Below are 20800 nucleotides of genomic sequence, written 5' to 3'. Positions count from 1 at the left end.
TGGAAGAATCGCGGTGTGACCACAGCTCCTGAGATCCCTGGCGCCAAGCACCTCCACTCCGGCAAGGTCCGGGACCTGTACGAACTGGAGTCCGGCGAGCTGCTGATGGTCGCCAGCGACCGGCAGAGCGCGTTCGACTGGGTCCTGGAGACGCCGATCCCGGACAAGGGCAAGGTGCTCACCGCGATGAGCCTGTGGTGGTTCGAGGTGCTGGACGTGCCGAACCACATCCTGTCCACCGACGTACCGGTCGAGGTGGCCGGCCGCGCGGTGGTCTGCGAGAAGCTCGCGATGTTCCCGGTCGAGTGCGTCGCCCGCGGCTACCTGAGCGGCTCCGGTCTGCTCGACTACAGCGCCACCGGCAGTGTCTGCGGGATCCCGCTGAAGCCCGGACTGGTGGAGGGCTCCCGGCTGGACGAGCCGATCTTCACCCCGGCGAGCAAGGCCGAGTTCGGCGAGCACGACGAGAACGTCTCGTACGACGCCGTGGTCGCGACGGTCGGTGCGGAGACGGCGGCGGCACTGCGGGACACGACGCTGGACATCTACACGCGGGCACACGGGATGGCGGCAGACCGCGGGATCATTCTGGCCGACACGAAGTTCGAGTTCGGGGCGCGGGCGGACGGGACGATCGTGCTGGCCGACGAGGTGCTGACGCCGGACTCGAGCCGGTTCTGGCCGGCTGAGCAGTGGGAGCCGGGGAAGCCGCAGCCGTCGTTGGACAAGCAGATCATCCGCGACTGGCTGCAGTTCGAGTCTGGCTGGGACCGGAAGTCGGGTGAGGCGCCGCCGCCGTTGTCCGACGAGGTGGTCGAGCGCACCCGCGCTGCCTACATCAACGCGTACGAGCAGCTGACCGGCCGCACGTTCACTGCCTAGAACAGGCTGACGCCCAGGGCCAGGAGGACGAAGCGGGCGGTTCGGCCGGCCAGGACCGAGAGCGTGAAGGTGATGACGCCCATCCGGGAGGCGCCGCCGATGAGGGCGACGCCGTACAGGGGTGGGATGCCGACCGACGCGCTCAGCAGGGTGACCGGGATGCCCCAGCGGCGGTCGCTCATCGCGTCCAGCAGTCGCTTGCTGACGTCGCGGTTCCACTGGACGAAGCGGCCCCAGCGGGTGGTGAGGTCGACCGCCTTCGGTTCCTTGGTCTTGCGAGCGGCGTACCCCGGGCGGTATCGGACGGCGAGGAACATGGCGACCTTGCCGATCGTCTGCCCGACCGACACCCCGATCGCCGCCACCACCGGGTCCAGTGCGCCGGAGACGCCGGCACCGAGCACGTACGCCTCGGCGTTCATCACCGGTATCACGGCGGACCCGATCCCGAAGCCCACCGCCAGCACCAGTTGCCACACCCACATGACTTCGAGGCTATGCGCTACCAGCGCGGTTGCCACGCGGGGCACCTCCACTCCGGGGCAGAACCAGGGCCCCACCCCATCCACTACCTCCCACCCTTGACAGCACCCCTCAAGCCGTCAGAGCGGGTACGGCGGGCCGACGGCCCCGGAGGATGGTCAGCAGGCGGTAGGTGGACGCGACTTTCACGACCAGTGCACCGATCGCAACGCCGTACGGAAGCCAGTGGGCGCCGGTCTGGTGCGCGACGATCAGCGAGATCACCACGGCGGCTGTGTTGACGGCTTTGGCGGGCTTCGACCAGTTCCAGAGCCAGATCGGCCGGTCGACCTTGTAGAAGTAGTTGGGGCTGAGCGTGCCCGGCCAGAGCAGGAACGCGAGCGAAAGCATCGTGTCCAGTACGCCGAACTGGACCAGGAAGATCGCCAACGGCCCGATCGTCGCCGGGAACGTCGCCATGAACGCGGCCGCCAGCAGGAACGAGCAGGCCCGGTCGCAGACGATGTCGAACACCGCACCGGCCACCGACTCCTCGTTCCGGTACCGGGCGACGGCCCCGTCGGCCATGTCGCCGACCCAGTAGGCGGCATACCCGATGACCAGCCAGCTCAGCGCCCCGGTGCGGAACGCGACCGCCGCGATCACCATCGCGACAACCGTCCGGACCAGCGTGATGCGATTCGGGACACCCAGCAGGAGCGCTGGGCGGACGACCATTGGGATCGATGGGGTCGTGGTCATGGGGCCTCCCGGCCTGGACTGAGGAGCGGAGGGAGCCTGGTCATGGGGCCTCCCGGCCTGGACTGAGGAGCGGAGGGAGCGCAGCGACTGGAGCGACGAGGGAAGGCCGGGAGCAACAGCCCCATGCCCGCCGCGCCGGAGGCGTGGCATCCAACACAGCGACTGGAGCAACGAGGGAAGGCCGGGAGTCAAAGCCCCATGACCCTGCCGGCGCCGAAGGCCCGGCCAAAAGCACTGTCATCAAGCTGCCCTCAGATTCTCGGGGTCTAGTGCGTCCCGGAGTTGGTTGCGTAGGAAGAAACCGGCGGCGACACCGGCGAGCAGGCCGAGCAGCCAGCCGGCGGCCATCAACCCGGCGGCGGTGAGCAACTTGCTCGGCGCGAAGGAGTCGGCGTCCCCGCCGGTGATCCGGCCGAGTCCGAGCAACGCTCCCAGGAACAGACCCCCAGCGAGCGCCGGTGCGGCGACCGTGGTCAGCTGCCGGCGGATGACGCGGCGGAGGAAGCGTGCGTCGACACCCAGTGCGGTGAGGCAGGCGATTTGGCGGCGCTGATCCACCAGTTGATCGGCCACGCCGACGACGAGTGCGGCGATGCCGGTCAGCACGATCAGCAGTACGCCGACCGATGCGAGCACGTAACCCGTTACGTAGAAGCCGGTCCGATCGATCAGGTCTTCGGGCTCGGTCGCGGCGCTGATCGTGCCGTCGGCCAGGGTGCCGACCAGGAAGCCGCAGGACGCGAGCAAGGTCGCCATCCGGCTGGCGGGTCGTGCGTCGGCGACGAGACGGATGCCGGTCAGCAGATTGGCCGGGTCGCCGGACCGCTGGAACCGGCGGGCGATGGTCTTGATCCACAGTGGTGCGAGGCTCAGGAAGAACAGCGCCAGCCCGACCACGAAGACGGTCGAGGCGACGTACCCGAACCAGCGGACCGTGGCCACCCCGAGGACGAGCATGACCGGTCCCACGATGATGCCGGTGCGGACCTGCTCCGGCCTCTCCACGCCCGGCAGCAACTGATCGCGGTGCAGTAGACCTCCGATCAGCGCACCGCCCGCGGTCGTCATTACGACCACCGGGACCCAGATGAGCAGGTCCAGCAACTCAGCGCCCGGGAGGACCTGGGCCATCCGCGGCAGGACGCCCAGCAGCAGGCTGAGCACCAGATAGATCGGCCCGGCGAGCAATCCGCCGGCCAACCCCGCCAGGGCCGCGTCTGTCACGGACAACTGCCGCACTTGCTTGCGGGAGGCTCCGGCCAGTCGCAGTGCGACCAGTCGCCGTTCGCGTGCCGCCGTACCAAGTCTCAGGGCCTGAACGGCGAGGCCTGCGGTGAGTAGGGCAAGGATGATGAGGATCGCCACCAAACCGGAGCGGAGTCCGCTCTCAGCGACGTAGTTGCTGTAGACGTCGGCACCCAGCTCGCCTTTGCCCAGCCGGGCGATCCGCAGTGCGCCGAGCAGCAGCGCTCCGCCGAGCCCTAGTGCCGCTGTGGCCAGCTGGATGCGGCTGCGGTCTGCGGGCGTGCGGGATCGAGCGAGCTGGACCAGCGTCTCGAGCGTCATCAGAGCGCGACCTCGTGCTGGATCACGCCGTCGCGCAGCCTGATCTCCCGGTCCGCCGAGGCCGCGATGAGGTTGTCGTGCGTCACCATCACCAGCGCCGAACCGCGGTACCGGGAGGCCTTCAGCAACAGCTCGAGCAGCTCCTGCCCGGCCCTGCTGTCCAGGCTGCCTGTCGGCTCGTCAGCCAGTACGACGGACGGTCCGGTGATGAGAGCACGGGCCACGGCTGCCCGCTGGGTCTGACCGCCGGAGAGCTCGGCCGGTACGGCGTCGGCCTCGTCGGCGACGCCTACCTGCTTGAGCCAGTCCAGCGCGGACTCATGCGCCTGTCCTCGCTCATGACCGTCGAGCAGGAGTGGCAACGCGACGTTGTCGATGAGTGGGAGGTCCGGCACGAGCTGACCGAACTGCAACACGATGCCGACCTTCGTACGACGCAGACGAGCGCGCTGGTCCTCCGGCAACGTCGCCAGGTCCTGTCCAGCCACTCGGACCGTGCCGACGTCCGGACTGAGGATGCCGCCGGCGCAGTGCAGCAGAGTCGACTTGCCGCAGCCGCTGGCCCCGGTGACCGCGACCACCTCGCCGGGCTTGACCTGAAGCGTCACACCCCTGAGCGCCGCGTTCCGGCGGTAGGAGTACTCGACACCACTCAGCTCCAGCGCGGGCGATGAGCTCATTGGTGAGCCTCCTTCTGTTCGGAGATGTGTTCCAGGGCGGTGTCCAGCCAGCGGAGGTCGGCGTCGAGGTGGGCCACGATGTACTCGCGGACCAGTGGAGACGTCGGGTCGTCCTCGGCCGGTGTCTCGCGCAACTCCCGGATCCGGCGCAGGTGGCTCGCGCGCTGCCGGGCCAGGAAGGCGGCCGCGTCACCGCCGGTCCGGATCGCCGCGACCAGCTTCCGCAATACCTCGTCCGCGCTGCCCCAGGCAGGTGGCACCGGATCGTTCAGCCAGTCCGCGAGATGCTCCCAGCCTTTGTCGGTCAGTGCGTAGACCGTCCGGTCCGGACCGCCGCCGGAGGTCTTGTCCACCACCTCGACGAGTCCGTCCCGCTCCAGTCGTCCGAGCGTCGTGTACACCTGCCCGAACGCCAATGGCCGGCTGTCCGGGAACCAGGCGTCGTGGCCCCGCTTCACGTCGTACCCGTGGGCAGGGCCGCCTGACAGCAGTCCCAGCACCAGTTCCGCAGTGGCCATGACCCGACTATACACTGAGTGTATGTACTGAGTGAATAGTCCGGTATTCCGGCCGATGCGGGGGAACCTGGGATCGGTCGGTAGGATTCAGGGCGTCACCCCGGAACGAGACCTGGAGTAGTCAGTGGCTCGCGTTGTCGTCGATGTCATGCTCAAGCCCGAGATCCTCGACCCGCAGGGCAAGGCGGTGCACGGTGCGTTCGGCCGGCTCGGCTTCGACGGCGTGGCCGATGTCCGCCAGGGCAAGCGGTTCGAGATCACCCTGGACGGCGAGGCGACCGAGGAGCGGGTCGCCGAGATCCGCAAGGCCGCCGACACGCTGCTGGCCAACCCCGTGATCGAGGACTACGCCCTCCACGTGGAGAACGACCAGTGAAGATCGGCGTCGTCACCTTCCCGGGCTCGCTGGACGACGCGGACGCCCGGCGCGCGGCCGCGGTGGCCGGCGCCGAGCCGGTCGCCCTCTGGCACGCCGACGCCGACCTGCACGGTGTGGACGCGGTCGTCCTGCCGGGCGGTTTCTCGTACGGCGACTACCTCCGCGCCGGTGCCATCTCCCGGTTCGCGCCGGTGATGGAGACCATCATCACCAAGGCCGGTCAGGGGTTGCCGGTGCTGGGTATCTGCAACGGCTTCCAGGTGCTCTGCGAGTCGCACCTGCTGCCCGGCGCCCTGATCAAGAACCACCACCGCAAGTTCCTCTGCAAGGATCAGCCGCTGCGGATCGAGAACAACCGCACCGCGTGGACGTCCGACTACGACGCCAACCACGAGCTCACCATCGTGGTCAAGAACCAGGACGGCTCGTTCGTCGCCGACGAGGCCACCCTGGACCGGCTGGAGGGCGAGGGCCGGGTCGTCGCCCGCTACCTGGGCGAGAACCCGAACGGTTCCTACCGCGACATCGCCGGTATCACCAACGAACGCGGCAACGTGGTCGGCCTGATGCCGCACCCGGAGCACTGCGTCGAGACCCTGACCGGCCCGAGCACCGACGGTCTGGGCTTTTTCACCTCGGTGCTGAAGGCCGTCGTCGCCTCCTGATGAAGCTGTTGGGTCCGAAGAACTGGGGACACTTCTCCGTGCTTCTTCGGACCGTGGCGATCGCCGTCGCGGCCGCGGCGGCAGTGGTGGGATCGGCTGGTACGGCGAGTGCGCAGCCGGTGACGGACCAGAGTCTGCTGGCCAAGGTCGTGGTGATCGGCGTGCCCGGTCTGACCTGGAACGACGTCAAGGCGTCACCCGAGCTCACCGCATTGGTGAACCAGTCCCACGTCGGCTCGATCACCGTGAAGACGGCCGGCCCGCACACCTGCCCGGTCGACGGCTGGCTCACCGTCAGCGCCGGCACCCGGGCGTGGGGCAGCGTCCCCGACCAACCCTGCGGTGACCTGCCCGCTGTGACCGACGGCAAGATCGCCGGCTGGCAGACGTACGTCGACCGCCAGGCAGAGCACCACACCGGCGCACCCATCGGGCGCCTCGGCCAGACCGGCTACCCCATCTGCGGCTTCGGCCCGGGTGCAGCGGTCGCCTTGGCCCGCACTGACGGCACGGTGAACAACTGGCTGCCGGAGTTCTCCGCATCACGGCTGACCAGCCCGGACTGTGGTGACGCGATCGTCGACGCAGGCGCACTTCCGCTGGGGGAAGGCCGTGACGAGGCCCGCAAGAGGGTCGCAGACCTCGTCGCACAGGCCAGAGCGGCCGACGGCTGGGTGTTGCTCGTCGGCGTCAGCCAGGAGACGGCCGACGCGCACCAGGAGCCCCTGGTCGCCATGCAGTTGCCGCCGGACAACGGGCCGCGCTGGCTGACCAGTGACAGCACCCGCCGCCCCGGACTGATCCAGCTGACCGATGTCACCGCGACCATCCTCAAGGAACGGGACGTCGCCGAGGTCGACCCGGCCGGTGCCGAGAAGGCCGGTCCGCTGGACGGCAACGAGATCCACTTCACCGGGCCCCGCCTCACCGATGCGGACGCGGTGATCGAGAACCGGCTCGACACCAACGAGCGGTTCGAGCAGCCGCGGCCGATGCTGGTCGCGGTGTCGATGACGATCCTGGCCGCGGAGCTGATCGCGCTCGCCTGGTTCCTGATCACGCGCAGCCCACGGTCCCGTCGTACCTTCGTCTTCACGTTGCTGACGCAGGGCGGGTTCTTCATCGCCGTCTTCCTGTCCACGGCGACCGTGTGGTGGCGCTGGCCGGCGCCCGGTTTCTCCTTGTACTGCGTGGTCCTCGGCATCAGCGCGGCGATCGCGGCCGCGGCGCAACTCGCCTTGAAACGCTATGCGTTCCTCGGGATCGCCGTGGCGGCGTACGTGCTCCTGCTCGTGGACGGCGTGCTGGGGACACCTCTGCAGTTCGGCAGCATGTTCACCGACGGGCCGGTGGTCGGTGGGCGGTTCTACGGCTTCGGCAACTCCACGTTCGCCACGCTGGCGGTCGCCGCGCTCGTCACGGCGGGCTGGGCAGCGCAGCGGCTGATCGACAAGAGCCGGAAGCAGGCAGCACTCGCGGTGCTCGCGATCGGCGGAGCGGCCATCGTGGTCGACGGCAGACCCGGCTGGGGGACTGACTTCGGCGGCATTCTCGCCCTGACCCCGGCTGTGCTGCTGATGGCTTGGCTGACCTGGCGTGGAAGCATCTCCTGGCGCGCACTCCTCGGTGTGGGCGCGGCAGGCGTGCTCGCGGTGTCGGCGGTCGCCTTCCTCGACTACCTGCGGCCGGAGGACGAGCGGAGCCACTTCGGCACGTTCGTGGCCAGGCTGCTGGACGGTGACGTGAGCGACGTACTGATCCGCAAGCTCGAGATGGCTGTGCAGTACTTCGCCGGCCCGGCCGGCTGGGCGATGCTGGTCGGTGTGGTGCTGGCGATGCTCGCCACTGTGCTGCCGGACCGGGTGCCGTCCCCGGCGTACCAGGCCTTCTACACGAGTCTGCCGATGGTCCGGCCGACTCTGCTCGCGCTGTCGATCTGTGCTCTGGTCGGCATGCTGCTGAACGACTCCGGCGTCGTACTGTCCGCGATCATGACCGGCTTCGCCCTTCCTCTGCTGGTGGCCCACCTCGTGGCCTCCGAGCAGCCCGCTACCGTTTCACCTGAGTCCCACCTACTGCAGGAGTCCTGAAGTGTCGACCGACACCGTTAGCAACGCCAGTACCACCCCTGACGTCGAGCAGCCGTGGGCCGAGCTGGGCCTGAAGCCGGACGAGTACCAGCGGATCCGCGACATCCTGGGCCGGCGGCCGACCAGCTGCGAGCTGGCGATGTACTCCGTGATGTGGAGCGAGCACTGCTCGTACAAGTCGTCGAAGGTGCATCTGCGCAGGTTCGGCGAGATCCCGCAGGAGACGCCGGCCGGGAAGATGCTGGCCGGTATCGGTGAGAACGCCGGGGTGATCGACATCGGCGAGGGCTACGCGGTCACGTTCAAGGTGGAGTCGCACAACCACCCGTCGTACGTCGAGCCCTACCAGGGCGCGGCGACCGGGGTCGGCGGCATCGTCCGCGACATCCTGGCGATGGGTGCGCGCCCGGTCGCGGTGATGGACCCGCTGCGGTTCGGCCCGCTGGACGCTCCGGACACCAAGCGCGTGCTGCCCGGGATCGTGTCCGGGATCGGCGGCTACGGCAACAGCCTCGGCCTGCCCAACGTCGGCGGTGAGGTCGTCTTCGACTCGACGTACCTGGGCAACCCGCTGGTCAACGCGCTCTGCGTCGGCGTGATGCGGCACGAGGACCTGCACCTGGCGAACGCGACCGGTATCGGCAACCAGATCATCCTGTACGGCGCCAAGACCGGCGGCGACGGGATCGGCGGGGTGTCGGTGCTGGCCAGCGAGACCTTCGCGGAAGGCGGTCCGACCAAGCGGCCGGCGGTCCAGGTCGGCGACCCGTTCATGGAGAAGCTGCTGATCGAGTGCACCCTGGAGCTGTTCGCCGCGAACGTGGTCGAGGGGATCCAGGACCTCGGCGGCGCCGGCCTGTCCTGTGCGACGTCGGAGCTGGCCAGCGCGGGTGAGGGCGGGATGTACGTCTCGCTCGACAAGGTGCCGCTGCGGGACGCGTCGCTAGCGCCGGAAGAGATCCTGATGAGCGAGTCGCAGGAACGGATGATGGCGGTCGTCACGCCGGACAACGTCGAGGCCTTCCTGAAGATCTGCGCCAGGTGGGACGTCCAGGCCGACGTGATCGGCGAGGTCACCGGCACCGGCCGGCTGGAGATCGACTGGCACGGTGAGCGAGTGGTCGACGTACCGCCGCGGACCGTGGCGCACGAGGGCCCGGTGTACGAGCGTCCGTACGAGCGCCCGGCCTGGCAGGACGAGCTGCAGGCGGACGGCGCCGAGAAGTTGCCACGGGCAACCACGGGTGCGGAGCTGCGGGACACCCTGCTGCGGTTGGTTGCCTCGCCCAACCTCTGTGACAAGTCCTGGGTGACGGATCAGTACGACCGGTACGTGCTGGGCAACTCGGTGCTCGCGCAGCCCGAGGACAGCGGGATGATCCGGGTCGACGAGACCAGCGGTCTCGGAGTCGCGGTGTCGACCGACTGCAACGGGCGGTTCGCCAAGCTGGACCCGTACACCGGCGCCAAGCTGGCGCTGGCCGAGTCGTACCGGAACGTGGCGACCACGGGTGCCCGGCCGGCCGCGGTGACGGACTGCCTGAACTTCGGCTCGCCCGAGGACCCGGCGGTGATGTGGCAGTTCGCGGAGGCGATCCGCGGGCTGGTCGACGGCTGCATCGAGCTAGGCATCCCGGTCACCGGTGGAAACGTGTCGTTCTACAACCAGACCGGCGACACCCCGATCCTGCCGACGCCGGTGGTCGGCGTCCTCGGGGTCATCGACGACGTCACCCGCCGGACGCCGATCGGCTTCACCGCCGAGATGGAGGGTCACCAGCTGTACCTGCTCGGTGAGACCGAGGAGGAGCTGTCCGGCTCGGAGTGGGCGCACGTCGTCCACGGTCACCTGGGTGGCCGCCCGCCGGCGGTCGACCTGGCCGCCGAGCAGCAGCTGGCCGACATCCTGATCAACGCGTCCCGGGACGGCCTGATCGACGCCGCGCACGACGTCAGCGACGGCGGGGTCGCGCAGACCCTGGTCGAGTCGGCTCTGCGGGGCGGAGTCGGTGCCCGCGTCTGGGCGCCGGACGGGCTGGACCCGTTCCTGTTCCTGTTCGCGGAGTCGGCCGGCCGTGCCGTGGTCGCCGTACCGCGTACCGAAGAGGTCCGGTTCACCGACATGTGCACCGCGCGCCGCTTCCCGCACGCCAAGATCGGTGTCATCACCGGCGACACCCTGGACGTCCAGGACCAGTTCGAGCTGCCGCTGACCGAGCTCCGTACTGCGTGGACCGCAACCCTCCCGGCCGCCCTGAGTTGATCTGATGCCGCTCCGCCGGTCTGACACACTCGAAGGGACGAGTGAGGTGAGGCTATGGCGGAGCGGCGTACGGGTAAGCCGGCGGTTGGTGAGCTGATGGGGCTTGCGGCCGCTGCCGGGCAGGAGGCTCGGGTCGCGGCGGCTCGGCGGCGGGCGGCGGGGATTCGGCTGACCGACGAGGAGCGCCGGATCTGCACCGACGACCTGGCTGAGCAGTTCGCCGTCGGGCGGCTGGACGAGGACGAGTTGCATGCCCGGGTCGACCGGCTGAACGAAGCCGTCACGCATGCGGACCTGCAGCCGATCTTCGCCGGGCTGCCGGCGCCGTCGCTGTACAAGCCGGCGCCGAGCAAGCCCGGTCGATGGCGGTGGGCCGCGTTCGCCGGTGCGGTCTGGCTGGCCGCGCCGTTCTTCCTAACCGGGCTGGTGCTCCTGGTCTTCGGTCGTGAGGTCGCCGCCGCGATCTTCGGTCTACCCGCCCTGGCGTGGACGTTCGTCGCGTACCGCTGGGCGGCCGGCAAGACCAAACGCTCCCGCCGGCCTTGAGGCCGACGGGAGCGGGGCAGACCTACTTCTCCGGCTTGGCGCCGACGAAGAGGATGACCTCGCCAGGGGCGTGCGACATGGCACCGTGCACGTACCAGTTGCCGGGGGCCGTCTGACTGCTGTCGAGGTCCGGGGCGTTGCCGCTCAGGTAGCTGACCACCTTGACGCCGCGCGCCGCGATCTGGGGGAGGACCTGCGCGACCGGCTTGTTGTGGATCACCAGACCGGCCAGCATCTCGCCCTTCGCCGTCGCGGATCCGGAGGTGTGCAGGTACATCTCGCCGGGCTTGGCCTCCCGGCCGAACTCGATCAGCGCCTCGCCGTCGTAGTTCTTCGGCAGCTCCAGGCCCTCCTGGCAGCCGGGATCGGCGGCGTTCAGCGTGCCGTTGCATTTCTCACCGGGAGCGAGCCGGTGCAGTGGTTTGAAGTCGCTCTCTGTCCGTCCAGTGATGCCGGCGATCATCCCGACCATCGGCGGGCTGACCGCGATGGTCTTGACCGTGATGTCCAGGCCCATTTTCTCGAACTCGGCGTTGTACCGCTTCGGATCCGCGGTCGGATCGACGATGCGGACAATCAGCTTGTCGCCCTGCTCGGTGAACGACAGCGCCTGCGGCTGGTTCTGGCCGGGCCGGTTCACCAGGGTGGCGGCGACGACACCGACGATCAGCAGGCTGGCCGCGGCCGCCAGGAGCAGGCGGGGGCGGGCCGGGCGCCGGCGGGGTTCGAGGCTGACGGCCGGGGCGTGTTCGCTGGTGACGTTCTCGGCCACCTGGGTCCACGCCGCGTCGGTGATCCGGTCCTCGGTGCGGGTGAGGGCGAGGCCGCGGACGGCGGCGTCGATGTCATGCGTCTTCATGTGAGGTCTCTTCTCTGAGGGCGACCAGGTTCCGGTTCGCCAGCGGGGCGGTGAGGCAACTTGGCGAACCGCTTCCGGGCGCGGTGCAGCCTGATTCGTACGGCGTTGCTGGAGATGCCGAGCACAGTCGCGATCTGCGCGGTGTCGAGCTCCTCCCAGGCCACCAGGGACAGCAGTTCTCTGTCCTGCTCCGGCAAGGCGCGGAACGCTCGGGCCGCCGGGGTGTCGTCCGGTAGCGCAGTGTCCGCCGTGTCCAGCTCGGTGAGTTCCTGGCGGAGCTTCGTGGCCAGTGCGTGCCGACGGCCCTCACCTCGGCGGTGATTGGCCAGCACTCGGCGCGCCACGCCGTACAGCCATGGTCTGGTCTGGTTGCCGGGTGGCACGTCGTCCAGCCGCCGCCACGCCACCAGGAACGTGTCTGCGAGCAGGTCGGCGGCATCGTGGCCGCTGTCGGTCCGGCGGCGTAGGTAGCCGAGGACGGCCTCCCTGTGTGCGCCGAAGACCTCCTCGAACCGCTCCCGGTGTGGGTCCGGTGGTGGGTGCACGGCTTCCTCACTCACCGGCCCAGCCCAGGCCTTGATCGGTGTCTGCGCCATACCCGAGAGATGTCCGGCATCGGGTCTGTCCATTTCACCCCGCGGGTGTTGCGGAACTAGCCTGTGGGGCGTGGAGGCTGTGTTGCGACTCGCTGTGCCCGCGGACGGGCCGGCGATTGCCGAGTTGGCGCGTGCCTCGGTGCGGGAGCTGTTCCCGGCGTACTACGACGCCGCGCAGACGGCGAGTGCCGCGGAGAACATCACCACGCTGGACCAGACCCTCATCGACGACGGCACGTACTACGTGCACGAGGCGGGTGGGGAGGTCGTCGCCTGCGGCGGCTGGAGCCGGCGCAACAAGCTGTTCAACGCCAGTACGGCGGGCGCCGACGGCCGACTGCTGGACCCGGCGACCGAGCCGGCCCGGATCCGGGCGATGTTCGTGCGCAGCGACTGGACCCGGCGTGGACTCGGCAAGGCGATCCTGACTGCCTGTGTCGAAGCGGCCAGGGCCGAGGGCTTCACCCAACTCGCGCTGATGGCGACACTGCCCGGCGTACCGCTCTACAAGGCCTTCGGATTCACCGAGATCGAGTCCGTCGAGCTGCCGATGCCGGACGGCGTCCTGCTCGATGGGGTAGCAATGGAACGTCCAGTCGACCCTCCCGACAAGGAGAAGACCCTATGACCGAGCGGAGCGAGGTCATCATCCAGCACAGTCCGTCTCGCGCCTCATCGGCGCCCGGAGCGAAGCGAGGACGACGATGAGCTCAGGCACCACCGCCGCTGCGCCGGACGGCACCGAGGTCGTCCTCGGCGAGATCGGTACGCGCGTCCTGCTGAAGAACTCACGGGTCCGAGTCTGGGAGGTCTCGCTCGCTCCCGGTGAGGCGCAGGGCTGGCACCTGCACCACAACCCGTACGTCGTGCTGTGCCTGTCCACCTCTCCGTGTCACATGGACTGGCTGGACGGCAGCCCGGCCCGGCACCTCAACGAGACCGTGGGCGGTTCGGTCTACCGGCCGGTGTCGCCGGTGCACATGCTCACCAACGACGGCGATGCGCTGTACCTCAACCGGCTGATCGAGGTGCTCGACCTCGGTGAGGAGGCGTCCGGCGACCCGTACTTCGTGATCGAGGGGGTGCCGGCCGACGCCGGGTTCGAGCAGGTCGGTGAGGTCCCGGCCAAGGTGGTCGTCGACGAGGACGACGTACGCGTTCAGCACGTCACACCGGACGCGGGGGAGTCCTACACGTGGCACACCGGTGCGTACCCGGCGCTGGTGGTCGACCTCGACCTGGACAGCCCGGACGTGACGTACCTGGAGCCTGGCGAGAGCTACGCCCTCCCTGCCAAGCCCACCCGCAAGTCCGGCTTCAACCTCGTCGAGCTGCTGTACTACCGCCGTACCAGCTGACGCACCTCGGCCGCATCGCGGGCTGCAAGCACGGCAGCTGTTGGCACCTGGGTGAGGTCCGTCTGCCGGAGTAGTGCCTTGACCACTGGTACCTGCGGGCCGACGGCGCTGAGCTCCTGCACACCAAGGGCAGCCAGCAGTACGGCGCTCTGCGGGTCGCTGGCCAGGTCGCCACAGACGGCGACCCGCACCCCGGCGTTCCGGACGACGTGGTCGATCAGTTGCAGTACGGCGGGGTCCAGGCCGTCGGCCAGTGAGGCGACCGCGGAGTTGGTGCGGTCGGCGGCAGTTGTGTACTGGGTGAGGTCGTTGGTGCCGATGCTGACGAAGTCGAGGCCGGCGGCAAGGATCTCGATCCGGAGTGCGGCGGCCGGGACCTCGACCATGATGCCGACCTCCAGCCCGTCCGGCCGCGGCCCGAGCTCGTCGAGCGCCCACGCCACCTCGTCGGCGGTCGTCACCATCGGGAACATGACGTGCACCGGGGTCTCTTCCGCCACCTGCCGGATGGCCTGGAGCTGATCGCGCAGCAGTTCGGGTCGCCGGCGGAAGACGCGGATACCGCGCTCGCCCAGGAACGGATTCGCCTCGCGGTCCTGCGGCAGGAACGGCAGTGGCTTGTCGCCGCCGATGTCCCAGGTGCGGATGGTGATCGGCTTCCCGCCGAGCGCGGCCGCGACCGCCCGGAACTGCTCGACCTGCTCGGCCACAGTCGGCGCGGTACGCCGGTCGCCGAAGAGCACTTCGGTCCGGACCAGGCCCGAGCCGTCCGCTCCGCGCGCATCGACCGCATCCTGCACGGAGCCGACGTTGACGAGCACCTCGACCGTGCGCCCATCGAGGGTCGTGGCGGGCTGGTCCGCCTCGGCCACGGCCTGCTCTCGCTGCGCGAGCCGATCCGTGATCGTCGTACGGAACGCTGCTTCATCCGGCGAGACCTCGAAGGAGCCGGTGCGGGCGTCGAAGGCCACGGTCGCACCGGCTGGTACGACGACGTCGCCGATGCCGGTGATCAGCGGGATCCCACGGGAGCGGGCGACGATCACGCCGTGGCCGGTGGTCCCGGCCGCGCGGATCGCGATGCCGCCGATCTGCCCGGCGTCGAGGGTCGTGGCGGTGGCCGCATCCAGCTCGGGTACGACGAGGATGCCGCCGGCCGGTGTCTCGTCGCTGGTCGTGGTGCCGGTGAGGGCGCGCAGGACACGGTCGCGCACGCTGCGGACGTCCTGGGCGCGCTCCCGCTGGTAGGCGTCGTCCAATCCTTCGAACGTCGCCGCGAGTTCGTCGTACGTCTGCTTCCACGCGTCCGGGGCGGCCGAACCCGCGGAGATCGCACTGTGGATCGCGTTGAGCGGGGTGTGGTCCGTCAGCAGGGCGAGGTGCGCGTCGAAGAAGCTGCCGTGGTCCGGGCTGTTGTCCCGGAGGTGTTCGAGCTCAGCGGCCGCCGACGACACGGCCTCGTCGAGTCGGCGTCGTTCCTCGTCCCCGGGGATGTATCCGCTCAGGTCCACCTCGGTGTCGACGACGACCGCCGGTCCGATGGCGACATCGAGTCCTGAACCGCTGGCCGCCGTTGGTGCTTCCACCGCAGGCACGTCGCCGAAGTTCTGCGCGGCCAGGTCGGTGATCGCGGCCAGCGCCTCGGCTGCCTGCGGGCCGCTGGCGCCGACCTGGAGGCGATGGCCCTGCAACGCATTGAGGGTGGCGACCATGCTGAGGCTCGCGGCATCGACCGGCCCACGACCGGTGTCCAGATCGGTCAGCGTGACGGCGGCGTCGAACGAGTTGACCAAGGCAACGAGTTGCGCGGCCGGGCGGGCGTGCAGTCCGTGCTCGTTGCTCAGTGCAACTTCAATGGTCTGGTCGGCCGCCGACAGCTCTGCTTGCTGCACAGGGGTCGCATCGCCGAGATGATCCTGTTTGGCGACCAGTCCGCGCTCGGCCTCGGCGATGACCGCGTCGAGGGAGGCGCCGGTCGACGCGGTGACCACGGCCGCGACCAGCCCTTCGATCAACGGAGCGCTCGACAGCTTCACCCGCTCGGCGACCTCGGGATCGACGAACTCCAGCGCCAGCTCCGCGCTCAGGACCGCACTGCCCAGATCGAGCAGGACGAGTACGCCGTCCGGGCTGTCGACCGCTGTGATCGCCTTGGAGACCGCCATCGCGTCGGTGCCGAAGGTCTTCTCGTCCAGCCCGGCCGCCACCGCGATCACCGGGCGATTGTCCTCGGCAACCATCTCGGCGGCGAGCCCGACCGCGGCGGTCGCCAGCGCATGGCTGTGCGACACCACCACGATCCCGATCATGCGAGGGTGCGCGCGGCCGACTCCAGCAGCAGGGTGGTGCTCGTCGCGCCGGGATCCTGGTGGCCGGCGCTGCGGTCACCGAGGTAGCTGGCGCGTCCCTTCCGGGCGACCAGCGGGATGGTCGCGTCCCGGCCCTTCGCGGCCGCCTCCGCCGCCGCGTTCAGCGCACCGCCGAGATCCGATCCGCCCGCGACGGCAGCGTCGTACGCGTCAAGTGCCGGCGCCCAGGCGTCGTACATGGTCTTGTCGCCGAGCTCCGCCTTCCCACGCTGGAGAATGCCGCCGACGCCGGCCTTGAACGCCTCGCCGATCACCTCCGGGGTGATCGGCGAAGCGCCGGCCAGCGCGGTCCCGAAGCGCAGGAAGAACGTCCCGTACAGCGGCCCGCTCGCCCCGCCGACCTTGCTGACCAGCGTCATCCCGGCCTTCTTCATCAGCTCGTCGGCCGATCCGAAGGTGGACTCGTCCAGCACCGCGACGATCGCCTGAAAACCACGGTCCATGTTGGCGCCGTGATCCGCGTCCCCGATCGCCGAGTCCAGCTCGGTCAGGTACGCCGCGTTGTCGTGCAACACGGTGGCGGCGTCACGTAGCCAGTTCTCGAGGTTCTGCAACTCCATGCTCACGCGCCCCAGCGTAGGCCTGGGGTGTTGACCGGTGCGTCCCAGAGGCGTACCAGTTCGTCGTCCACCTTGAGCAGCGTGACCGAGCAGCCGGCCATCTCCAGCGAGGTGATGTAGTTGCCGACCAGTGAGCGGGCGACGGTGATACCGGCCCGGTCGAGCAGCTGGGCGACCTCGTTGTACATCAGGTACAACTCGATCAGCGGCGTACCGCCCATCCCGTTCACGAACGCGATCACCGAGTCGCCCTGCTGGTAGGGCAGGTCGCCGACGACCGGATCGACCAGCATCGCGGCGACGTCCTTGGCCGGTGCCAGCGGCAACCGCTGCCGGCCGGGCTCGCCGTGGATGCCGATCCCGACCTCCATCTCGTTCTCGGCCAGCTCGAAGGTGGGCTTGCCCGCCGCCGGCACGGTGCACGAGGTGAGCGCCATGCCCATGCTGCGGCCGTTGTCGTTGACCTTCTTGGCCAGGTCGGCGACCTCCTGCAGCGAGCGGCCCTCCTCGGCCGCGGCGCCGACGATCTTCTCCAGCAGCACGGTCACGCCGACACCGCGGCGACCGGCCGTGTACAGGCTGTCCTGGACGGCGACGTCGTCGTTCGTCACCACCGACAGCACCTCGGTCCCGGCGTCGGCGGCGGCCAGTTCGGCGGCCATCTCGAAGTTCATCACGTCGCCGGTGTAGTTCTTCACGATGTGCAGCACGCCGGCCCCGGCGTCGACCTCCTTGGTCGCCGCCATCATCTGGTCCGGCACCGGCGAGGTGAACACCTCGCCCGCACACGCGGCGTCGAGCATCCCCAGCCCGACGAATCCGCCGTGCATCGGCTCGTGCCCCGACCCGCCACCGGAGATCAGCCCCACCTTGCCCGGCCTCGGTGCGTCCGCGCGGTACACGATCCGGTTCTCGTGATCCACCCGCAACCGATCCGGATGCGCTGCCGCCATCCCCCGCAGCGCCTCACTCACAACATCACCAGGTTCGTTGATGAGCTTCTTCATGCTCCCCATCTGAGCACAACCCGGACGTCAGCGGGAGGCCCCCACCACCCCCGGGCGAAGCGAGGGGTTCGTCAGTCCTTCGGACGGAGGAGAGGACGAACGACCTCGCGGGCGTCGTGGATGCGGGACTTCACGGTGCCGAGCGGGGCGCCGACGACGGCGGCGATCTCCTCGTAGGACAGGCCGTAGACATCTCGGAGGACGAGGGGCGTGACCATCTGGGGACGGTCGCGCTCGAGGGTCTCGAGGGCCTCGAGGAGGTCCAGGCGGGTGCCGGCGATGACGCTGGTGGTGCGCGGATCCGGCCGCTCCATCGTCTCCGGGTTGTGCGCGGCCTGGGCGCTGCGCTTGAGCTTGCGGTACGTCGACCGGGCCGAGTTGGCCGCGACCGAGTGGACCCAGGTGGAGAAGCTGCTGCGGCCGGAGTACGAATTGATCTTGGTGGCGATGTTCAGCAGGGCTTCCTGGGCCGCGTCCTCGGCGTCGGCGGAGTACGGCAGCACGCTGCGGCAGATCCGCAGTACCCGCGGATGGACCAGCCGTAGCAGGTCGTCCATCGCGTGTTTGTCCCCACCCTGGGCGCGCTCCGCCAGGGCCCCGAGGTCGTCGGTCGGGCTGCTGCTCTCGCTCATCTGTGCCTTTGCTGTCATCAGGCCCCCGGCATGGGACTCCCAGTGATCCATAATGCCCTGTATGGGGGTCCCAAGCAGACTAGGTCGTTACGTCGTGCGACGACGCCTGGGCTCGGGCGGTTTCGCTACGGTGTGGCTTGCTCACGATGAGCAACTGGATGCCGAGGTGGCGATCAAGGTCCTCGCGGACAACTGGGGGCACGACGACACGGTCCGCCGCCGGTTCCTCGAGGAGGGCCGGTTCCTGCGCCGGGTCGAGTCCGAGCACGTCGTCCAGGTCCACGACGTCGGCGAACTCGAGGACGGCCGCCCGTTTCTCGTGCTCACGTACGCCGATCGCGGCACACTGGCCGATCGGCTGAAGAAGGAACCGCTGCCGCTCGCGGAGGCGGTCGACGTCGTCGTCCAGGTCGGTCGCGGCCTCCAGGCCCTGCACCGGCGCGGTCTGCTGCACCGGGACGTGAAACCGGCGAACGTTCTGTTCCGCAGTACGGACGAGGGTGAGCGGGCCGTGCTGTCCGACCTCGGCCTGGGCAAGTCGCTCGACGAAGTGTCGCGAATCACAATGCCCGGCGGCACCCCGTCGTACGTCGCCCCCGAACAGGCGATGGGTGAGCGGCTGGATCAGCGCGCCGATCAGTACTCCCTGGGAGCGGTCGCGTACGCCGCTCTGACCGGGCGCTCACCACATCAGGTCGACGGGCTGGGCGCGGCCTCCCGGGTGACCGCGGCGCCACCGCCGAGCACCCTCGGGTTCCTGCTGCCGGAGCAGGTCGACATGGCGATCGTCCGCGCCCTCGACCCGGACCGGGAGAAGCGCTGGCCGGACGTCCAGTCGTTCACCCGCGAACTCGTCGGCGCGCTCGACGAGACCACCCACGACTTCATCCCGTCGACCGTCTCCGCCCGCGAGACCGTCGTCGTCTCGGCCGCCACCGCCACGTCCGACGTCGGCGAGAACACCGCGTTGAGCGACGCCAACAAGCCGACGATCGTGAGAACGCCCGCGCCGGCAGAGGCCGTGGCCGCTCCCACCGAGCCGCCGGCCGCCGCGGAGCCGGCCCAGGTCGAGGTCCAGGCGCCGAAGCGCCGGCGAGGTCGCTGGGTGGTCGCCGCTGTCCTCGCCCTGATCGTCGGCGTGGGAGCCGGGTTCGTCGGGCAGCGGTACCTGGCCGACCGTGAGTCCATCACGGTCTCGCAGGGCGGGTTCTCGGTGGACCTTCCGCGCGGCTGGGCGAAGTCCGTGGCGCAGTCCGACTGGCAACCGCCTGGTGGCTCCGGGTCGTATCCGGCGCTCCGGGTGAGTCAGGATGCCGACTGGGCGTCGACCGGCACTCCCGGCATCTTCGTCGGACTGGCCGATGCGAAGCTCACGCTCCCGGACAGCGGCCAGTTCGGGTGCAGCCAGGACGAGGACCAGCCGAGCGGGCAGAACCCCGACGGCCAGACCACGACGGGCCGGCTCTCCAGGGGCTGCGGGGATGCCGGTATGGTGCTCCTCCAGCGAGTCGTGGAGCGGGGGGACGCCGGCTCGCTGCTCGTCCAGGTCATGGTGCCGCAGTCGGACCTTCTCCGCGCAGTCGAGATGGCCGATTCGGTGAAGTACTCCGGTTGAGGAAGTCCCTCATGCGTTTTCCGAGCGAACGGCTCCGGCCCTCGCCTGCCTTCATCCACTCGGCCCGCCGCCGCTTCTATCGCCTGCGATCCACCATCTTCCGCACCATCTGGCCGATCGACTGAACCCCTCACCGACTCCGGTCGCCGGGGGGCTAGTTGGGCTGGTGTGAGTTGAGCGGGCTGTCCCGCCGGACGACGCTCGCGGCGGCCTTGTCGAGGACTGCCATCAGGGCTTCCTTGTCCTGGGGCAGGCCGGTGGAGCTCATCTCGACGGCGCAGAGGCCGCTGTCGTCCGCGACCCAGCGGACGATCACGTAGCGGAGCGTTGCCACCGGCGCCAGCGACGCGGGCGGGACGTAGGTGTAGACCAGGGTGGCGTAGTTGCCCTCGACCGTCTGCGAGATGTACTTCACCATCTGGTCCTTCGGCAGCCGGTTGAGGTCTGCGATCCGCGCCTGCATCGACGCGGCCGGCGCGCGCTGGATGGTGAAGCCGGCCTCGATCCGGATCCAGCGCTTGCCGGTCGGGTCGGTGAACCGGGCGGTGCGCGGCGGGTCCGGCCGGGTCATGCCCCAGTTGGAGGGCACGCGGGCCGAGACCTGCGACTTGTAGACGTACTCCACCTCGAACGAGCGGGTCTTGTAGCGCAGCTCGTCGGTATCGAGCGGGGGTGAGTTGTCGGGCTGGATCTCGCGCGGTGGGGAGGTCGGCGAAGGGGTGGCCGAGGGCGTCGACGGCCGGACGGTTCCCAGCGGAGCCGCCGTACCGGTGGCCGCGACCGATCGATCGACCGCGGTCAGCAGGCCGACTCCGTATCCACCCGCCCCGCCGAGTGCGGTGATCGCCACCAGTCCAGAACCCAGCAGAGCGCCTACAGTCCCCCGACGAGCCACGCCTGCCTCACCTCCCCAGTTTCCCCTACTCCCAAAGACACCGTAGCCCGCCACCAGGTTGCGGCAGCCGCGTAACAATTCCGTGAAACCCGCCCT

Annotated in this window: 21 protein-coding genes and 1 pseudogene; 9 read left to right on the top strand and 13 right to left on the bottom strand. The window is 69.5% G+C overall.

Going from position 1 to position 20800, the window contains the following annotated elements:
- The first annotated feature begins 15 nt into the window (after positions 1 to 15).
- A complete protein-coding gene (locus ACGFIF_RS21065; RefSeq protein ID WP_393156531.1) occupies positions 16 to 882 on the top strand; it encodes a phosphoribosylaminoimidazolesuccinocarboxamide synthase in 867 nt (288 codons plus the stop codon).
- Here ACGFIF_RS21065 and ACGFIF_RS21060 read toward each other — a convergent pair.
- The 5 genes from ACGFIF_RS21060 to ACGFIF_RS21040 all read right to left on the bottom strand — a co-directional run bounded on the left by ACGFIF_RS21060 (position 879) and on the right by ACGFIF_RS21040 (position 4870).
- Positions 879 to 1367: a hypothetical protein gene (locus ACGFIF_RS21060; protein WP_393156530.1), complete on the bottom strand. Its 489-nt coding sequence runs from the start codon at positions 1365 to 1367 to the stop codon at positions 879 to 881. The two genes, ACGFIF_RS21065 and ACGFIF_RS21060, sit on opposite strands and share 4 nt — an antisense overlap.
- Positions 1368 to 1476: 109 nt before the next feature.
- On the bottom strand, positions 1477 to 2106 hold the full coding sequence (locus tag ACGFIF_RS21055) for a CDP-alcohol phosphatidyltransferase family protein (RefSeq protein WP_393156528.1): 630 nt from the start codon (positions 2104 to 2106) through the stop codon (positions 1477 to 1479).
- Between the two features lie 240 nt (positions 2107 to 2346).
- The gene (locus tag ACGFIF_RS21050; RefSeq protein ID WP_393156527.1) at positions 2347 to 3672 is read right to left on the bottom strand and encodes a hypothetical protein; all 1326 of its coding nucleotides are present in this window, start codon (positions 3670 to 3672) and stop codon (positions 2347 to 2349) included.
- Positions 3672 to 4352, bottom strand: coding sequence for an ABC transporter ATP-binding protein (locus tag ACGFIF_RS21045; protein ID WP_393156525.1), 681 nt, complete (start codon positions 4350 to 4352; stop codon positions 3672 to 3674). The genes ACGFIF_RS21050 and ACGFIF_RS21045 overlap by 1 nt, the downstream gene beginning before the upstream one ends.
- Positions 4349 to 4870, bottom strand: a complete 522-nt coding sequence (locus ACGFIF_RS21040) for a helix-turn-helix transcriptional regulator (protein ID WP_393156524.1) — start codon at positions 4868 to 4870, stop codon at positions 4349 to 4351. Before ACGFIF_RS21040 ends, ACGFIF_RS21045 begins: the two co-directional genes overlap by 4 nt.
- A 124-nt stretch (positions 4871 to 4994) precedes the next feature.
- Between ACGFIF_RS21040 and purS the strand changes: the two genes are divergently transcribed.
- From purS to ACGFIF_RS21015, 5 genes are read left to right on the top strand one after another with little or no spacing between them, the layout of a single operon-like run.
- The gene (gene purS / locus ACGFIF_RS21035) at positions 4995 to 5246 is read left to right on the top strand and encodes a phosphoribosylformylglycinamidine synthase subunit PurS (protein ID WP_141855837.1); all 252 of its coding nucleotides are present in this window, start codon (positions 4995 to 4997) and stop codon (positions 5244 to 5246) included.
- Positions 5243 to 5914 carry a phosphoribosylformylglycinamidine synthase subunit PurQ gene (gene purQ / locus ACGFIF_RS21030; RefSeq protein WP_393156523.1) on the top strand — a complete coding sequence of 224 codons (672 nt, stop codon included), beginning with the start codon at positions 5243 to 5245 and terminating at the stop codon, positions 5912 to 5914. The genes purS and purQ overlap by 4 nt, the downstream gene beginning before the upstream one ends.
- On the top strand, positions 5914 to 8004 hold the full coding sequence (locus ACGFIF_RS21025; RefSeq protein ID WP_393156522.1) for a hypothetical protein: 2091 nt from the start codon (positions 5914 to 5916) through the stop codon (positions 8002 to 8004). The genes purQ and ACGFIF_RS21025 overlap by 1 nt, the downstream gene beginning before the upstream one ends.
- Position 8005: 1 nt before the next feature.
- Entirely contained in the window at positions 8006 to 10267 is a 2262-nt protein-coding gene (gene purL / locus ACGFIF_RS21020) for a phosphoribosylformylglycinamidine synthase subunit PurL (RefSeq protein ID WP_393156520.1), read from the top strand.
- Between the two features lie 54 nt (positions 10268 to 10321).
- Positions 10322 to 10813 (top strand): DUF1707 domain-containing protein, encoded by a 492-nt coding sequence (locus ACGFIF_RS21015; RefSeq protein ID WP_393156518.1) that lies wholly within the window; start codon positions 10322 to 10324, stop codon positions 10811 to 10813.
- 22 nt (positions 10814 to 10835) lie between these two features.
- Here the strand turns inward: ACGFIF_RS21015 and ACGFIF_RS21010 are convergent, their stop codons facing one another.
- Positions 10836 to 11672, bottom strand: coding sequence for a hypothetical protein (locus tag ACGFIF_RS21010; RefSeq protein ID WP_393156517.1), 837 nt, complete (start codon positions 11670 to 11672; stop codon positions 10836 to 10838).
- Entirely contained in the window at positions 11669 to 12301 is a 633-nt protein-coding gene (locus ACGFIF_RS21005; protein WP_393156516.1) for an RNA polymerase sigma factor, read from the bottom strand. Before ACGFIF_RS21005 ends, ACGFIF_RS21010 begins: the two co-directional genes overlap by 4 nt.
- A gap of 37 nt (positions 12302 to 12338) precedes the next feature.
- Here ACGFIF_RS21005 and ACGFIF_RS21000 point away from each other — a divergent pair, with 37 nt between their 5' ends.
- Positions 12339 to 12896 (top strand): GNAT family N-acetyltransferase, encoded by a 558-nt coding sequence (locus ACGFIF_RS21000; RefSeq protein ID WP_393156515.1) that lies wholly within the window; start codon positions 12339 to 12341, stop codon positions 12894 to 12896.
- A gap of 76 nt (positions 12897 to 12972) precedes the next feature.
- Positions 12973 to 13626: a hypothetical protein gene (locus ACGFIF_RS20995; protein WP_393156514.1), complete on the top strand. Its 654-nt coding sequence runs from the start codon at positions 12973 to 12975 to the stop codon at positions 13624 to 13626.
- On the opposite strand, the gene ACGFIF_RS20990 is transcribed toward ACGFIF_RS20995, so the two are convergent.
- The 5 genes and pseudogenes from ACGFIF_RS20990 to ACGFIF_RS20970 form a co-directional block, all read right to left on the bottom strand.
- Entirely contained in the window at positions 13608 to 15518 is a 1911-nt protein-coding gene (locus tag ACGFIF_RS20990) for an HPr family phosphocarrier protein (RefSeq protein ID WP_393156813.1), read from the bottom strand. The genes ACGFIF_RS20995 and ACGFIF_RS20990 overlap by 19 nt on opposite strands.
- A gap of 6 nt (positions 15519 to 15524) precedes the next feature.
- Positions 15525 to 15935, bottom strand: a pseudogene (gene dhaM / locus ACGFIF_RS20985) (dihydroxyacetone kinase phosphoryl donor subunit DhaM); the annotation flags it as partial.
- Entirely contained in the window at positions 15932 to 16570 is a 639-nt protein-coding gene (gene dhaL, locus ACGFIF_RS20980; protein WP_393156811.1) for a dihydroxyacetone kinase subunit DhaL, read from the bottom strand. The gene dhaL and the pseudogene dhaM, both read right to left, overlap by 4 nt.
- Positions 16558 to 17562, bottom strand: a complete 1005-nt coding sequence (gene dhaK, locus ACGFIF_RS20975; protein WP_393156512.1) for a dihydroxyacetone kinase subunit DhaK — start codon at positions 17560 to 17562, stop codon at positions 16558 to 16560. Before dhaK ends, dhaL begins: the two co-directional genes overlap by 13 nt.
- 71 nt (positions 17563 to 17633) lie before the next feature.
- Complete coding sequence (locus tag ACGFIF_RS20970) at positions 17634 to 18194, bottom strand: RNA polymerase sigma factor (protein WP_393156511.1); 561 nt, start codon at positions 18192 to 18194, stop codon at positions 17634 to 17636.
- 52 nt (positions 18195 to 18246) lie between these two features.
- Here ACGFIF_RS20970 and ACGFIF_RS20965 point away from each other — a divergent pair, with 52 nt between their 5' ends.
- Complete coding sequence (locus tag ACGFIF_RS20965) at positions 18247 to 19809, top strand: serine/threonine-protein kinase (RefSeq protein WP_393156510.1); 1563 nt, start codon at positions 18247 to 18249, stop codon at positions 19807 to 19809.
- 154 nt (positions 19810 to 19963) lie between these two features.
- Here the strand turns inward: ACGFIF_RS20965 and ACGFIF_RS20960 are convergent, their stop codons facing one another.
- Complete coding sequence (locus ACGFIF_RS20960) at positions 19964 to 20659, bottom strand: hypothetical protein (protein WP_393156509.1); 696 nt, start codon at positions 20657 to 20659, stop codon at positions 19964 to 19966.
- Positions 20660 to 20800 lie beyond the last annotated feature (141 nt).

The organism is Kribbella sp. NPDC049174 (assembly GCF_043197365.1).
Lineage (GTDB): Bacteria > Actinomycetota > Actinomycetes > Propionibacteriales > Kribbellaceae > Kribbella.
Note: the sequence above shows the minus strand (reverse complement) of the source record. Positions and strands in the feature narration are given on the sequence as shown.